20 protein-coding genes are annotated in these 15,457 nt (G+C 41.3%); 6 read left to right on the top strand and 14 right to left on the bottom strand.

Features of this window, described 5'->3' with window-relative positions; all coding sequences use genetic code 11:
- Positions 1-63 precede the first annotated feature (63 nt).
- The gene (gene ylbJ / locus J7I80_RS02765) at positions 64-1,287 is read left to right on the top strand and encodes a sporulation integral membrane protein YlbJ (protein WP_214735894.1); all 1,224 of its coding nucleotides are present in this window, start codon (positions 64-66) and stop codon (positions 1,285-1,287) included.
- A gap of 16 nt (positions 1,288-1,303) precedes the next feature.
- On the opposite strand, the gene coaD is transcribed toward ylbJ, so the two are convergent.
- From coaD to J7I80_RS02750, 3 genes are all read right to left on the bottom strand, one after another.
- Positions 1,304-1,798, bottom strand: coding sequence for a pantetheine-phosphate adenylyltransferase (gene coaD, locus J7I80_RS02760; protein WP_214735893.1), 495 nt, complete (start codon positions 1,796-1,798; stop codon positions 1,304-1,306).
- A complete protein-coding gene (gene rsmD / locus J7I80_RS02755) occupies positions 1,799-2,371 on the bottom strand; it encodes a 16S rRNA (guanine(966)-N(2))-methyltransferase RsmD (RefSeq protein ID WP_214735892.1) in 573 nt (190 codons plus the stop codon).
- A 297-nt stretch (positions 2,372-2,668) separates the two neighbouring features.
- The gene (locus tag J7I80_RS02750) at positions 2,669-4,060 is read right to left on the bottom strand and encodes a stalk domain-containing protein (RefSeq protein ID WP_214735891.1); all 1,392 of its coding nucleotides are present in this window, start codon (positions 4,058-4,060) and stop codon (positions 2,669-2,671) included.
- 359 nt (positions 4,061-4,419) lie between these two features.
- Between J7I80_RS02750 and J7I80_RS02745 the strand changes: the two genes are divergently transcribed.
- A complete protein-coding gene (locus J7I80_RS02745) occupies positions 4,420-4,809 on the top strand; it encodes a DUF7147 family protein (protein WP_214735890.1) in 390 nt (129 codons plus the stop codon).
- Positions 4,810-5,087: 278 nt separating this feature from the next.
- Here the strand turns inward: J7I80_RS02745 and J7I80_RS02740 are convergent, their stop codons facing one another.
- The 4 genes from J7I80_RS02740 to ylbD form a co-directional block, all read right to left on the bottom strand.
- Positions 5,088-5,363 carry a YlbG family protein gene (locus J7I80_RS02740; protein ID WP_167831850.1) on the bottom strand — a complete coding sequence of 92 codons (276 nt, stop codon included), beginning with the start codon at positions 5,361-5,363 and terminating at the stop codon, positions 5,088-5,090.
- A gap of 154 nt (positions 5,364-5,517) precedes the next feature.
- Entirely contained in the window at positions 5,518-5,985 is a 468-nt protein-coding gene (locus J7I80_RS02735; protein ID WP_214735965.1) for a YlbF/YmcA family competence regulator, read from the bottom strand.
- Positions 5,986-6,095: 110 nt separating this feature from the next.
- Positions 6,096-6,335, bottom strand: a complete 240-nt coding sequence (locus J7I80_RS02730; protein WP_214735889.1) for a YlbE-like family protein — start codon at positions 6,333-6,335, stop codon at positions 6,096-6,098.
- A 14-nt stretch (positions 6,336-6,349) separates the two neighbouring features.
- Positions 6,350-6,748: a YlbD family protein gene (gene ylbD, locus J7I80_RS02725; protein ID WP_214735888.1), complete on the bottom strand. Its 399-nt coding sequence runs from the start codon at positions 6,746-6,748 to the stop codon at positions 6,350-6,352.
- 285 nt (positions 6,749-7,033) lie between these two features.
- Between ylbD and J7I80_RS02720 the strand changes: the two genes are divergently transcribed.
- Entirely contained in the window at positions 7,034-7,525 is a 492-nt protein-coding gene (locus J7I80_RS02720; protein ID WP_214735887.1) for a PaaI family thioesterase, read from the top strand.
- Positions 7,526-7,536: 11 nt separating this feature from the next.
- Entirely contained in the window at positions 7,537-7,902 is a 366-nt protein-coding gene (locus J7I80_RS02715) for a hypothetical protein (RefSeq protein ID WP_214735886.1), read from the top strand.
- 55 nt (positions 7,903-7,957) lie between these two features.
- Here J7I80_RS02715 and J7I80_RS02710 read toward each other — a convergent pair whose 3' ends face one another.
- Together J7I80_RS02710 and J7I80_RS02705 are read right to left on the bottom strand one after the other, a co-directional pair.
- On the bottom strand, positions 7,958-9,034 hold the full coding sequence (locus J7I80_RS02710) for a CAP domain-containing protein (protein ID WP_483297683.1): 1,077 nt from the start codon (positions 9,032-9,034) through the stop codon (positions 7,958-7,960).
- Positions 9,035-9,351: 317 nt separating this feature from the next.
- Complete coding sequence (locus J7I80_RS02705) at positions 9,352-9,780, bottom strand: CBS domain-containing protein (protein WP_214735884.1); 429 nt, start codon at positions 9,778-9,780, stop codon at positions 9,352-9,354.
- A gap of 244 nt (positions 9,781-10,024) precedes the next feature.
- Between J7I80_RS02705 and J7I80_RS02700 the strand changes: the two genes are divergently transcribed.
- Positions 10,025-10,384 (top strand): YugN family protein, encoded by a 360-nt coding sequence (locus tag J7I80_RS02700; protein ID WP_214735883.1) that lies wholly within the window; start codon positions 10,025-10,027, stop codon positions 10,382-10,384.
- Between the two features lie 16 nt (positions 10,385-10,400).
- Here J7I80_RS02700 and J7I80_RS02695 read toward each other — a convergent pair whose 3' ends face one another.
- Positions 10,401-10,757 carry an Asp23/Gls24 family envelope stress response protein gene (locus J7I80_RS02695; RefSeq protein ID WP_214735882.1) on the bottom strand — a complete coding sequence of 119 codons (357 nt, stop codon included), beginning with the start codon at positions 10,755-10,757 and terminating at the stop codon, positions 10,401-10,403.
- Between the two features lie 277 nt (positions 10,758-11,034).
- Between J7I80_RS02695 and ytvI the strand changes: the two genes are divergently transcribed.
- Entirely contained in the window at positions 11,035-12,093 is a 1,059-nt protein-coding gene (ytvI, locus tag J7I80_RS02690; protein ID WP_214735881.1) for a sporulation integral membrane protein YtvI, read from the top strand.
- A 53-nt stretch (positions 12,094-12,146) separates the two neighbouring features.
- On the opposite strand, the gene J7I80_RS02685 is transcribed toward ytvI, so the two are convergent.
- The 4 genes from J7I80_RS02685 to ctaF form a co-directional block, all read right to left on the bottom strand.
- Complete coding sequence (locus J7I80_RS02685) at positions 12,147-13,325, bottom strand: GNAT family N-acetyltransferase (protein WP_214735880.1); 1,179 nt, start codon at positions 13,323-13,325, stop codon at positions 12,147-12,149.
- A gap of 103 nt (positions 13,326-13,428) precedes the next feature.
- Complete coding sequence (locus J7I80_RS02680; protein WP_214735879.1) at positions 13,429-13,893, bottom strand: DUF420 domain-containing protein; 465 nt, start codon at positions 13,891-13,893, stop codon at positions 13,429-13,431.
- Between the two features lie 164 nt (positions 13,894-14,057).
- On the bottom strand, positions 14,058-14,969 hold the full coding sequence (gene ctaG, locus J7I80_RS02675; RefSeq protein WP_214735878.1) for a cytochrome c oxidase assembly factor CtaG: 912 nt from the start codon (positions 14,967-14,969) through the stop codon (positions 14,058-14,060).
- A gap of 149 nt (positions 14,970-15,118) precedes the next feature.
- On the bottom strand, positions 15,119-15,454 hold the full coding sequence (ctaF, locus tag J7I80_RS02670; protein ID WP_102262072.1) for a cytochrome c oxidase subunit IVB: 336 nt from the start codon (positions 15,452-15,454) through the stop codon (positions 15,119-15,121).
- Positions 15,455-15,457 lie beyond the last annotated feature (3 nt).

The following is a 15,457-nucleotide window of genomic DNA, read 5'->3' as shown; positions in this document are numbered from 1 at the left end:
TCCTTCTATTTTACCATTGATTCATACAGTTTCACAGCAAGACCGCAGGAAGGAGGATTTTAGGTGCTAAAATCAAGAATGAAAACACTTTTCCTTGCAGCCTCCGTCACTTTACTGGCTGCTTCACTCATTTCTTTTCCCCAGCAATCCTTTGATGCATCGATTAGAGGCTTGAATATGTGGTGGGAAATTGTCTTTCCCTCACTCCTTCCTTTTTTCATCGTTTCCGAAATGCTGATTGGATTTGGTGTCGTTCGTTTTATTGGTGTTTTGCTGGAACCTCTGATGAGGCCACTGTTCAAGGTACCAGGTGTTGGCGGTTTTGTCTGGGCGATGGGCATGGCTTCCGGCTTTCCTGCCGGTGCAAAGCTGACGGCCAGAATGCGCCAGGAAGGGCAGCTGTCAAAAATCGAGGCAGAAAGACTAGTATCTTTTACAAATTCATCTAACCCGCTATTCATTTTTGGTGCAGTATCAGTTGGGTTCTTTTATAATGTCCAGCTCGGTGTTATTCTGGCACTGGCCCACTACCTGGGAAACATCAGTGTAGGGTTGGTAATGAGGTTCTACGGCAGGAACGAAGAAAATAGCACAAAGGAAAAGGAAAGAAACCTTACGATCAGGGATGCATTTGCCGCTTTGCACAGGACAAGGATAAAAGACAATCGCCCGATAGGAAAACTGCTGGGTGACGCTGTGACGTCCTCGATTCAGACGTTGTTGATGATTGGCGGATTCATTATCTTATTCTCGGTTATTAATAAACTATTATTCCATCTTCACATCACCGCATTCCTGGCTGAATTCCTTGAAATGCTGCTTGTGATGCTTGGCATGACAGAAAGTTTGAGCCTTCCATTCATTTCAGGCCTATTCGAAATCACTCTCGGCAGCCAGATGACCAGCCAGATCCAGGAAGCCACTTTGATGCATCAGGCAGTTATAACCAGCTTCATTCTTGCATTCAGCGGGTTTAGTGTCCAGGCTCAGGTTGCCAGTATTCTTGCCCAGACAGACATACGCTTCCAGCCTTTCTTCTTTGCAAGAATCCTTCATGGGTTCTTTGCGGCATTCTATGCATTCATTTTATGGAAGCCGGTTTATGAGCGCTACTTTGAGGATGGCCAGCCATCGAATGCCCTGCCGGTAATGGAATACCTAACTTCGGAAGGCAGCCGCCTGGCAGACGCACATCATATGCTCGTCACGGCAGGACCTTTGATTACGATCGCCAGTTTACTCGTTTATGTCTGGTTACTTGGAAATCGCATTTTAAAAGAGAAATAACGGGCATCTCTGCCCGTTATTTCTTCTCTTCATTCCTGAATTTTTTTAGCAAAGCCTCTTCGACCTCAGGCGGAACCAATTCGGAGATTTTCCCATCATACTTTGCAACTTCTTTAACGATACTTGAACTCAAGAATGAATACTGATTGTTTGTCATAATGAAAAAAGTCTCGATTTTATCGCTCAGCACTCTGTTCATGGATGTGATTTGCATTTCATACTCAAAATCCGAAACAGCCCGCAAGCCCCTGATAATGGCATCGGCGTTAACGCTCTCTGCATAATCAACTAGCAAGCCTTGGAATGAATCTACTTTTACATTTGCAATTCCCTTCGTCACCTGTTCAATAAGTTCAATTCTTTCCTCTACCGTAAACAGAGGCTGCTTTGAAGAATTATTCAAAACAACTACATACAGCTCATCGAATACCTTAGCTGCTCTAGTAATGATATCCAAATGTCCCAATGTAATGGGATCGAAACTGCCTGGACAAACTGCCACTCTTGCCACTTAAATTTCCCCCTCAACATCTGCATCGACTTTATAAAGAGTTATTCCGATAATTCCATATTTTTCGCATCTTGACTGTACAAGCACCCCTACCTTATCTGGCAAGGTGATATCAGAAGCATGCTCGCAGACGATCAACCCATCATGATGAATAAGCCTTTCTTTTTCAATCAATTCCAGCAGCTTGACCAGCTGCTGTTTTTTATATGGCGGATCCAAGAATATATAATCGAACTTTAGGTCTCTTTTTTGAATGGCCTTCAAAGCCCTGACAGCATCATTTCGGTATACTTCTGCCTTTTCTTCCAAACCGCAGGATTTAAGGTTTTCATTGATGATATGTATTGCCTTGCCTTCACGGTCGACAAAAATAACTTTATCCAGGCCCCTGCTTAGAGCTTCAATTCCAAGCCCGCCGCTTCCAGCGAATAAATCCAGGCCCAATCCTCCTGTAAAATAAGGCCCGATCATATTGAACAGCGATTCCTTCACTTTATCAGTAGTAGGCCTTGTGGACGTTCCGGGTACCGCTTTCAAAACGCGGCCCTTCAAATCACCTGATACAACTCTCATATTTTATACTCCTCAATCATTTAAGCATTTTCACTTATGTAAATTACTCCCTTATCCTACCACACATATAAAAAATTAACCAAATAAGTGTATATCCCTTCCTAATGTGGAAATAATGATGATTAACAACATCAATTTGAGGATGTTGTTGCCAACCGCGGAGAAGACTTACGTTTCCCCATAAGTTCTTCCTCCGGTTTCTCCTCTCCCTTTGCCTTCTATCCTGTTGACAGGATATAGAAGGACCCTGCAGAAACTGCAGGGCTTTTTTTTTGCCTTAAAAAAGGCTGCAAATAATTATACTTCAAGAAATATCCTTTCATCACTTTCCGAAATTCGCACCTTGAAGATCGCATGAAGCCAGCGCTTTTCCAGGTACCACTCTCCATTCAGGTACTGGAATGGATTTTCAAGAAGCCCGAAGCTTTGGCCATCTAGAATGAATGTTTTATTCTTTAGGTTGAAGGAATATTGGCTGCTGTCAGATGAGAGTTCCACTACCTCAAAATCTGTTCCTATTTTTGCTTTATACCCTAGAGCAGCCATGGTCGGCACTAATGGAAATAGTTGCTCCCCGCCTCTGATCACAACCTCCAGTTCATCCTTTTGATTTCCATTCACGATGACGCTCCTTGCGTCTGTGAAAAGCATTGGAAATCCTGCTTGACCTTTTTGGCTGTTTTCTAAGAAGAACTTTGTGTTCATCCCTTTGATTAATGACAAATACTCATCGAGCGAGCTGACATCAAGATGTCTCTCTTTTGAAAAATAGGTGATAAATGCAGCGGTTTCTTCCGCTGTCAAAGCCTTCGCCAGTTCTCTGACCATCGCTTTGCTTTTGGCACTTTCGGGTTCCTGTTTTGTAACCAGTGACGTGAGCGCCTCAATAGTCCATCCTTCTTTTCCCCTGGCTGATCCAAACTTGGAAGCCAGGAAGGCCGTTGCCAATTGTCGCTCAATTTCCTTGTCGGTCAGCATGTTTCCAACCAGCAAGAGCCCGGTTCCATGGATCGCCCTTTGACCCTCTGTAATGACTACAGATAAATGATTGTCGGAAAAGGTTCCAAGACTGTCAAATTCGTAAATGATCTGTTCCTTCTTACTGATATAATAATTGACACCCTTTTGTCCATTTAGTTTAAAAAGGGGCTTTTCCTGCCAATATAGCGAAGGAGTTGATTGAACCCCTTCAAACACATAATAGCGCAGTAATTCCGTTTGCTTAAAGCCCTTCAATGGGAGCCCGGCAGCCCATGTCCCTTTTCTGTTATATTGGTCTATTATCTCAATTCTCGTCTTGTTGACCGCTGCTTCCTTCAGTACAATCATCCAATCATTCAAAAGAAGCGAAAGCCCAGGACCAGTTTTTAAAATGTACTCAAACTGAAGCTTTTCTCCTTTTGGCAAAAATCCATCCCCACAGGGCTTCTCTTCTGCATCGGTGCATTTAACCTCGGCAGCCTGTGCCGGAATGACGGCCTGGTATTGCCGGTTCGACTCCAAACCATGAAAAATCTGCTTTACTAGAAGCTGGTTCGACTCCACCCTCACCGAAGCAACGATAGAGGCTTCTTCCTTTCGTTCAACTGGTCTGCCTCTCTCTTCCGAAAATGTATTCCATTGCCATAGAACAGCTGTGCAAATAACTATGAATAATCCTGAGATCATCAGGATAGACACCTTTTTCATTGTTTTACTCCCCACTCTCTACTACTATTAAAATAGCAAAAACAACGGAGGAGCGTAAGACAAAGTTTTCACTTTTTTAAGGCTCTTTTCTCAAACTTTGTTGCTATTGACTACAAAATAGGCTTGAATGACCCATGTTTCTTCATAACATTAAAGCATAATATGAGAAAAGAACTTGCACACTAAATTCCGAACTACAAAATGGCTTTTTATCACGTTAAAATCGGCTTTAAGATTTTAACAACTTTCTTTACGAAAACAGCCTTTTTTAAAAAGGATCAAGTCTGACAAACGCTTCAATTTTCTGTTCACAAATGGTAAAGTATGATGGAATGATAAGTTGGAAGGGGTAATTCAGATTGATTCAGCGTTTTATTGAGCTTGGTGAAGGATATTCAGATCTTTACGAATTAATAGAAACTGCCAGGGCAAACCAGCATCGATTGATGCATTTGATGGCGATCCATACAAAAATAAACGAAAAAGATGTAAGCTCCCTTGTCGTTGTACTAAAGCCAACAAACCCTGGGAAATTCCAGCCACTATATGTCTGCAGGGAAGGCATCCCAAACCCCCATGTCCTTAAAAACAAACGCTTTGACATGTTTGCAGAAATGGCTGCTGACCTGGGCAAAACCATCATTGAATTTGATGCCAAGCCATCGACGATGTTCGCCGAAAAAGAATTATACTATCAACACCTCATTGGCATTTTAAGGCTGAACCACTACATTCCGCCGCTGCAGTAGAGAAATAAAAAGGGGATTCTTTTAATTATTTACATTTCTAAAATTAATATTAAACAGGAGTTGATTGGAGTGGAAGGCGCGAAGACTCCTGCGGGATCAGCTGGCCAGATGAGACCCCGCAAGAGCGAAGCGATGAGGAGGCTCAGCGCTAGCCCCGCGGAAAGCGACGCGCCTGGAACGGAAATCAACGGACCAATTTAACAAGCTAATATTAAAAATTAAGAAGGTGCCCAAAAGTTGAATAGCTTTTTTGGACACCCTCTTTTACTTATATGCTTCTATATTCCCATCTTATAATCATATTCTTTTGCTTTGTCAGGGGAAGAGTTTTCGAATTCCATCTTTAAGAATGGTTTATAGGAAGGTTCCACCTTTTTAACAAACGAATATGAATTGATTTTTTCCATCAGCGACTCTGCCTCATCCAAATTGCAATATATTACTGCATATTTCAATTTTTTCGAGACAAAATGAACATTGCCAAATCTTCTGAGCATCTTGGCCTGTTTTAATGAATACAGCCAGACGATGATTCCCTGCCTCTGTCCTATCATATTCTTTTCCCCTTTGGTAAACGTATGCTTTGTACTAGTCTAGCATACAAAAACCAGTTTTTTCAATAATCAATCCTATTTAACCCTGTATCGCGCTCAAACAAAGCTTAATTATAAGAAAAAAGCATGGATAATCCATGCTTTTGGCAACGATTTATGCAGAGCATCCACAGCTTCCTCCGCTGCCGCATCCGCCTCCGCAAGAGCTTTCGAAGAATGGATTCCCGGTAGGAACTTTCACGCTCTCCGAAACGGATCTGCCGATGATCACGCTGACCTCATCAAGCAGGCTTTGCAAATCATTTTCCGCTTTCTTGAATTCGGCGATTACCTCATCCATGTCCAGCTCTCTTTTCACAATCCTGATTTTGCCCATGACTTCCTTATAGTCAGGATGGTACTTTCCGAAACGCTGAACCTCTTCATAACGTTCCTTCATGTCCACAAATTCACGAACCTTCTTCTGTGTCTCCGGATTGTTTTTAACATTATATAAACATTCCCGATAATTCTCGGCAATATCAGATTGTAAAATCATGCTGACTAACTGTTCAGCTTCTTCCAACAATAATACTCTTTCTGATGTAACAGCAAACAATGCTGGCTCACCTCCGAACCTCATTTTACCATGAAACTGCCAGAAAAGCGAAACTTTGCGGACCGGCCAACTGAAAGCCATCATATGCCTGCTTTAAAATAATCAAAGCTTTCCTCATTCAGAAGAAAGCTTTGTCATGATTGGGAATTCATGCTCGAGAACATATGCATCATCATTGAGGCCATCTGGACATTGTTGGAGAATTTTTGAACCTTATGCGGGATCGTTTTTTCAAAATGGTGCAGCGCGGCGATCTCTGCAGAATAAATTTCTCTTGGATCCCTGCTCAGCTTCCTGTACCAGTTTGGCTGGGATCGGACAAACTCGATCAATTCTTTATTCGATCGTAATTGCTCCATAACATCTTTACGCATTTTCAGCCTCCATTCTAATCCTGCCTGAAGGAAAAAGGATGTGCAGGCCCCGAACCTTTAGATGGCTGCTGGCCTCCTTTACTGCCCTGAAACTGGGAAAGCACCCCCTGAATCGCACCAAGCGCCTGGCTTATATTATGGATTTGTCCTTGCACCTGCTCCGGATCCATATTTTTTACAGCACCCATTATCGTCCCTAACCAATCCGTCTTCTTTTCCTTTTCTTCGCTTTTTTCATCCTTTTCATTCATGCTTTTATTCCATTTTGGATCATCATCACCGAGCAGGTACCAATCTTCATACATTTCCTGCCAGGTTGTATTTCCCTTCCTGACCTCCTGCACGAGCTCTGGGTGGTTTTTTACAAATTCCTTGAACTTTTCTACAGAGGGATGCAGTTTCTTTTTGGCCATAGCTTTCACCTCACAGTGTAACAAATGCCTATAATAGCATATGAAACTCACAGGTATTGGTGAAGGACCTTAATGAAAAATTGTTGTTCTAAGAGAACCCTTCTGTTTATTCGTGGTTTCCTGGCAATTTTAATAACTGCTTTATTGTCGCGCACAACTTTAAAACTTCATCTAAGTTTTTTAAAGTGTTAAAATAAATAACAGATTAGAAAATGGCTTTTTTAAAATAATGATTTTCATTCGAAATTAAAGGAACGAAGCCATAAAGAAAGAGGTAATAATATAGTGGAAAAAGAATTGCAAAAGCTTTTAGACGAATGCATCTCGTTATCGGGCGAGCAGGAACTTGAAGCTCTCAGAACGGTGCTCGCCGGGGTTAAAAATAAACTAAGCGGAAAAAACAGTACCTATATCGACGGCCTTCTGCATATGGACAGAAGACTCGATCATGAAACTTGCGAAATTGATATACCGATTACAAATGTGCTCGATAATACCCTTGGCATAGTCCATGGCGGTTTTACTGCCACGATACTCGACACAGCGATGGGCACACTTGCCAATAAACTGCTGCCAGAAGGTTTCGCCGCTGTCACATCTCAAATTAACATCCATTACCTTGCGCCAGGAATCGGTGACAATCTCCATTGTAAAGCTACGCTGATTCATAAAGGAAGAAGCACCGTCGTCCTTGAAGCCGATGTTTTCAGATCCGATGGCAAAAAAATCGCGCATTCATCAGGAAGCTTTTTTGTTGTAAAAAAACAGCATAAATAAGGTGATCAATAATGGTTACAGCAATTGCGATTCCGATTGTCCTGGCCTATTTTTACTGGCTGACGAAGAAAGAAATGCAGGCGAATTTCCAGGAATGGATTGAACTTGAAAATATTCCTGAAGAAGCAATCGTTAGCGGAAGAATCATCGAGGTTACTGAATATAATGAGCGTTTCTATTATCATCGGTTTAATCATATAACACTTTTAAAAATCAACACAGGAATAAAGGAGTTAACTGTAAAAAAAGTGACGCCACTGAGAAAAGGCGCAGTTCCACCTCTATTCCATGAGGGGGATCTGGTACATCTTTACGGCAGCTGGAAACAAGGTTTCTTTTCAATCAACAGGGCCATCAAGCAAAACGAAGGAGCATGACCTCATACGGGTCATGCTCCTTCGTTATACTTAATGAATGAATGTAAAATAGCAATTACTGTGGTTCTTCCCACATTTTCAAGAAGTTCTGGGTATAATGCCTTTGATATACGCCTACACCAAGATGAGTGAATTCTTCGTTCAATAATGCCTCACGGTGGGCTTCACTATTCAGCCAGCCTTCAACAACAGCTGGTCCATCTGTATAGTTAGCTGCAATGTTTTCCCCAGCCAATTGATACAAAATCTCAGCTGCTTTTAGCCTTTCCGATAAATCCCCGTGTTTTTCAGATTCATGTGAAAAATAGTCCTCAATGGCCATATCCTTGCTATGGGCATAGGCAACTTCTGCTGTTTTTTCATTCCATTCAAGCGTTTGAAGCTCATGCCTAGATCTGATTGCATTTGTAATGTCCAGGATTTGTTTTTCGAGACCGGCTTCAATCCTGACCCAATCCCCTTCCGACAATACAGGCGGTTCGATCAGCGTTCCTCTGTAGACCATTTCATATGGCCGCTGTTTGACGATTGTTTCCTTATCCATATAACGGATGCTAGAAACAGAACTAGTGAATTTATCAATATAGAGCTGAACAAAGTACTCCCCCATTTTTATAATGGGACGTGTGTTCATATCCTGCTCGGACAGCTCGAACTTATAGGAGCTTCCATTATATTCAAATGTTACATCAGGTTCTATAACATTCATAGAGAAAATTTCTTCAATCGGCTGGCCAATTTTAAATGGCTGGACATTTACCGAAGGACCAATGCCGTAAGCCGTCACCACCTTGTCATTCAAGACACCAGCCTGGATATATTCTTCGGGGCCATTATTAAAGATCCACCAGTGAAAGCCATAGGCTGAAAGGTCAACTCTTGATGGTTCACCTAAGGTCGCCTTAAGAGAGTCAATATCCTTCCCTAACAAAGAACCAACACCTTGTGAAGGCTGATCAACACCCTCGCTGATACTTTGTTCACTGATGTCCTCTTCGAGGGATTCATCTATTTTAGGAGTGGATTTCTCTTCGATTACCATTTCCTCATTATCTTCCTTGTTATATCCCATGTATAAACCAATAAGTAAAAAAATTGCGGCAAAAACTAATATCCTTGCAATAGTTCTCAGGTAGATCCCCCCTTTTTGACTGTTGCCAGCTACACTAATGTGAGTCAAAAGACACTATAATCTCTCTATCACTATATGAGTGATTTTTGAAATTATTATATCATTTATAGTGTTCGTTTTAATAGAAGTGTTCTATAGGACTCAAAAAAATAATTGAACTTTAACACGATTGACACTATTACTTGCAATATCACTGGTTATCCTACTTTTAACATATCGCTTGCTCGATGTAAAATCAAACAACCACCCTTACTGAAAAGGTGTGGACATTTTCCGGAGAAATGATGGTAAAAGGCACCCATTATGAGTGCCTTAGTCTACTGCATATGGTTTCCAGGCTCTGAAATTTCTGATAGGGCGTTCTGGGCTTGTTCGTCTGTCATTTCGTTTACAGCAAAGTCTCCTAACGCTACGATTCCTACTAATTTTTCACCTTCAACTACAGGCAGCCTTCTTATTTGATGATCCGCCATCAGTTTGGTTGCTTCTTTAGTGGACATATCAGGCGTTGCTGTAACGAGATGGTCACTCATGACACTTTCAACCTTTGATGACGGCGGATGTTTTTCTGCTATCCCTCTAATGACAATGTCCCGGTCGGTAATCATGCCGACGAGTTTATCCTCATCTACGATTGGGATGGAGCCAACATTCCATTCTTTCATTTTAACTGCCACTTCGAATACATTGTCCAACAAAGTACAGGTTTCAACATCACTAGTCATGATATCACGGATTTTACGCACTTTCTTTTCCTCCTTATGAATCAAAGCTTAGCCTACTCACTGTTAGGGTAGCCCGTATAATGCTAATTATGCCCTCAATTACATAATTCTTATTTCTCTGCTTTCCCGTTCATAAGCAGAAGAAGAAAGCAGAAATTCGCTTTTATATTCATTGCAACTTAAGCATATTTTTACTATTATTAAATTTGAGATATAATCTATTTTAGGTGATATTACTGCAGTGTGTTTTTTAGGAGGGAAAAGGATGAAATTCGAAAATACAGGTATTGAAAACCTAAAGGCTGACTTGAACCGTCTTGATGAGGTTATGTTAGAGCATGGTCTGGTACGTGAAGGACAATGGGACTATGAGAGAGTAACCTATGACAAAAAGATTGTGGTTAAAGAAGGAACATTTTATTTGCGTGTCCAGGGCTATGCTCATGAAGGTGATATTGGAGCACACAAAGCCATCGTTCAGTTGATGACTCCTTTGCTGGGAAAACATTACTACCCGCATGGCGTTGAATATGGTGAAGGTGAGCAATTCCCGAAAGCACTTGTCAGCCAGTGCGAAAAGCTTTTAAACGATGTGAAAACTGAAGTAGAAAAGTTTGCAATTTAACATAAAAAGGACGCAATCATTGCGTCTTTTTTATATTAAGTCCCATTATGATGACATCAATCTTCTTCGGCAAGATAGAAGTCAGCAGCACAATCTCCTCTTCTATATTCTTCTGGAGCTCCATTGCAGTATAAAGGATTGAGTACTTCCCTACCACAGTGTCAACGTATACTTTTATTTTCACGTCACCCTGGTCTAGTTCAACAATTACTCCATTATCAGCAAATGAGTTTCTTCGTAACCGGGAAATCCTGTTTTTCAACTTCGACTGGTAAAAAAACTGATTCTCATTTATAATGGCATGCACAATCGCACAGACTGCACGGCATACCTCTCTATATTGCGGAGGCATGATTATTCTTGATTCCTTCATTTCCTCACCCCTCGCTGTTAAGGTTGCTGAACTTGATTTACATCGGGAGAGATAGAGATGGAATACCTTTCTAGCGTTCATCTAAGTGAACTCATTTGCTAAAAATCAACAAAGTTTACAAAAAGACATGGATAAAAGCTGATTTTTGTTGTTTCTTATATTAAATGCGTACTATAATTTAATTGTTAAGGAATTTTTTGCGCTTTTTGCTTAAGTGCCCTTAATACAATGCTTTTTAGAGGTATATACTCTTCAGGAGTATAGAAAGGAGCTTCACTTGTCCGGTATTTTCACTAAACGAACGATCATTATTGCATTAATCACCATCGCAGTTGCAGCAATTCTTTACATTATCCTGCCGGTATCCATCCCGTTGATTGCTGCTTTGATCACCGCTCTTTTTCTCGAGCCTGCAGTAGTTTACTTCCAGAAAAGATTCAAAAGAGGGCGGCACCTTGCAGTCTTGACAATTTTCCTCCTGTTCGTATTGCTCATCATGGTTTCAGGCTATTTCCTGACTACGACGGCAGTCACCGAGGCAATTGACCTGATTGATAATACTCCAGTTTATATAAATGAAATTACAAATGCCTGGTATAAGGCCGAAAATAGCTTTGTTGAGGCTGCCAATGACCTTCCAAGGGAAGTGGTAACCGAAATCAGCAACCGGGCTGAGGACTTTCTCAATAAACTCAAAAATGACATGATTGCATTTATCAATATAGATAATCTGAAGGCATTGCTGACCTACATCCCGAATTTCCTGATCAGCTTCCTGGTCTATTTGATTGCACTGTTTCTTTTCTTGCTGGAGCTGCCATCTTTAAGGCAAGGTGTGTACAGCCATTTGACAGAGAGAACTGCAGATAAGGTCCATTTCATGACTTCACGACTTTCTTACGTTGTATTTGGATTCTTGAAAGCACAATTTCTAGTGAGTGTGATTATTTTTATCGTTGCTCTAATTGGGTTGCTTTTCATCACCCCAGAATATGCAATTGTCATGTCAGCGATTATCTGGCTGATTGATTTCATCCCGCTAATTGGCTCAATCGTCATATTGGCGCCATGGTCAATCTTCCACCTGGCAACGGGCAACATCGCCCTTGGAACCCAGCTGGCTGTGCTGGCTGTCATTTTATTGATCATCAGGCGAACGGTAGAACCTAAAGTGATGGGCAGCCATATTGGCCTTTCCCCACTATCTACACTGATTGCCATGTATCTCGGACTGAAGCTTTTCGGGTTCATGGGCTTTGTAATTGGACCATTGCTCCTGATTGGTTTCAATTCAGCCAAAGAAGCTGGAATCATTAAATTCAAATTCAAGATTTAAGGACGGAAAAACCCCGGGTGGCTTGCACCCGGGGTTTACTGTCTTCTATAGATTTAGAAAAAATCATAGAAGAATGGCTTGAATGCCGGTATTATCTGCTCAAGCACCTTTACTTCATCTATGTTTCCCTTGAGCAGTTCCAATTCATATAATTCAAGTGGACGTTTATAACCGAATAACATGGCTGTCAGTGTATTGATGTTCATGTGCAGCCCGCGCTTGGGAGCTGTTACACAGGTTCCTCCCTCTTTGACAGGGTGAAATTTAACCCCATCCTGCCCTATTATATATGTGCCTGCATTCCATGGGGCAGCAGCGTCATCCAGATGAATGAAGATATTCTCCCCTTCATTCCTGTTGCTGAAGGGATATGTCGATAATGCTTTTTCAGCATTCACAATCCTGCCCATGAAATATGGATAAACTTCTGTCTTGAGCTTAGGCTCCTTCAAGAAATACGGGAAAGGATCATGGATAGATGTAAGTACCTCTACTCGTTCTACCATTGAATCATGCTGGCAAATGAAATTCCACAAGCCTTTTCTTGCTTCATGGGTTAAAGAGACGTATTCCTCAACCTTCATGACATTATCTTTAATCTCGTATATCAGATATCCTGCCGCTTCTTTCTTCGAGTCATAATAAACAGCAGCTGTTTGTTCGCCGTATATGCTCGTGCGCCACCATTCCGAATCCCTTGCGAGCATTGCGCTATGCAATTCTGCATATCGATCATACACCCTCTCGATATCAATGGAGTGTCTTTTCTCTGTATGCCGCTTAATTATTCCCTCCTGTCTTTCTACAGGTTTTAGATCAATTTTCTCAATAGTAATCTTCCTATTGTCAGTTATGATCTCCCACCCAAACCTTCTATAGAAATCAATCTGGAAAGGATGCAGAAAGGAAACTATATTTCCGTCTTGATTCATATCCACCAGCGCCCTTTTCATAAGTGCGTTTACATGCCCTTTACGCCTGTGCTCTGGATAGGTAGCAACACCTGCAATACCCCCCATTTTCCATTCAAGCTGGCCAAGTTTCACCTTCAAAGAAAGAATATGCAATTTGGACGCAAGCTCTTCTCCCTCAAATATCCCAAGCAAGTGATGTTTCTTTAGAGTTTCCAAACGTTTAGGAATATCACTTTCCGGTACTTGATATTGAAAAGCATACATTGATAAATTCATTGACTCCAGATAATGTTCTTCAGATAGAACCTTAATATCCAAACAAATACAACCCCCTTTATACAATCTAATAGATTCGCCTGTTAAGACTGGAATACCTTCTAAAAATAAAAAAACATTGCTATAAGCAATGTTTTAAAGTCTGTTATGTCCCAAGTATCGCCTTGATGACTGAAGTCGTTTCTCCGCCTTTATAAAACACATAAAGTAGCAGGTAAACTGCAACGCCCGTGATACCCGTAAAGAACCAGGTTACACTTGTTACAGGTCCGAGTTTGCGATGACGCTCTAATCTGTTTTTATATCCTGTGTAAAGTGAAATGATTCCAAGGACCGCTCCAATTGTAGCAAGTGTAATATGAAAGATCAGGAATACGGTGTAATAAATCTTGATATCATCGGGTCCCCCAAATGAAGTATTTCCGATAAAGATTGTCCTTGAAGCATAAATGACAAAGAATATGATCGCGAATATTCCAGCCAGCGTCATGGTTCTGCGATGCTGATCAATTTTTCTTTGTTTTATCTGGGCCCAGCCAATTGCCACGGTGATTGCACTTAAAACAATAAATGTTGTGCTGATCGTGGGCAGGATCGGTAAGTTAAACATGTATGTTTACCTCTCAATTCATTATTTCTCCATAAGGTTAATTGTAGGTGACCTGTCCCTTTTTTTCAATATTTGAATGCATATTACTGATAAATTTTCTTTTGGAGTATAAAGACAAATCAGAAAAAATAAAAGCTCCCTTTAAGGAAGCTTTTACAACTCATTTATTTTACCGGCTGAGGGGCGCTGGCAAGATTGATTGCATCCTGTTCAGCCTGGTTGTCTTCCTCATGGCGGAACCATTGGAAGAACGCATATCCGAGGAAAATGCCATATACTATTTCCTGAATAACCTTCATGATTACTCCGCCAAGCTGCTGATCATGAAGGAGCGAAATAGAACTGAAGGTTTCCGGACCGCTAAGATCCAATGACGAGAGCATCGTAGGCGGAACACATAATTTCAATGCCTCACCCCATGCATTCGGGTCGGAAAAAGTTGCATACATTGGTGTATCGGCAAAGATGATCAATGCGCATGCTGGTGTAATTAGTACTCCGTCAGCAAATATATAGCCCATTTTCTTAACGCCGGATAATGTCTGATATTCTTCCAATTTATTGACCAGCGGCCACCACATAAACATCGCTAGTATAAATAGCACCGATGTATAGCCAGCATGGAGCCACATATCCGTTTTTACAAAATCAAAAATCAGTGGTATATGGTAGATCGAGAATATTCCATTGAACATGATCAAAGCAATAAGCGGCTTTGTGAAAAAGCGGAACAAAGGGTCAACTGCCGGCAGCGACAAGAACGATCTCCAAAGCCAGTCAGGCAGGCCAAAAATCAAAAGAGGCGGAACAACAAGGTATAAGACTGCCATCTGGATCATGTGCATGTAAAACGTGATATGTGCCATCAAATCGACAGGCGAACCTTTGATGATATACAGCACGATAATAGCAGATGTAAAGTAAACAGCCTGTTTTCGTGTCGCAGGTACACCTTCCTTGAAACGATCATAGTACTTGAAGACAACCAGATAATAAGCAACTAATAGAGCTGCCATTACCAGAAAATATACCGGACTCCATAGTGCTCTGAACCCAAATATATCTAGTGTAAGCATCGTATTTTCACCCCGTCCTGTTTAAGAACTTTACTTTCATTATACTTCCAAAGGTATGGCACTTCAATAAAACGGCTCTTCCATTAATTGTTAGTATACTTCCATACATAGAAAAAATCGGCTAAAAGCCGATTTTTTCTTAGGTCATATTACCACCAGATAATAGTTGTGAAAGCCAGGACTGTTACTGCTCCTACAACAACGCCGGAATACAGGAACAGAGCAGGTGCTTCGTGTCCCTTATGGCTCATGTGCATGAAATAGTAGAGCTGGAAGATTACCTGGATGACAGCAAGCAGAAGGATGAACGGAACTGTGAACCAGCCTGAGAATCCTTCATATCCAACTGCAACAAAGGCAACAAGTGTCAAGAAAATCATCAATGCAAAGGAAACGATTTGGTATCTCATCTCTTCGGCGCTTTTCTTGCGACGATATTCGACGTCTACTCTTGGGTTCCCTGAACTTGGTTGTTGATTAGCCATCAG

The sequence above is a fragment of the Bacillus sp. ISL-41 genome, assembly GCF_018613235.1.
Taxonomy (GTDB): Bacteria; Bacillota; Bacilli; order Bacillales; family Cytobacillaceae; genus Mesobacillus.
The sequence above is the reverse complement of the archived record's forward strand: the minus strand, read 5'-3'. Positions and strand labels throughout refer to the sequence as shown.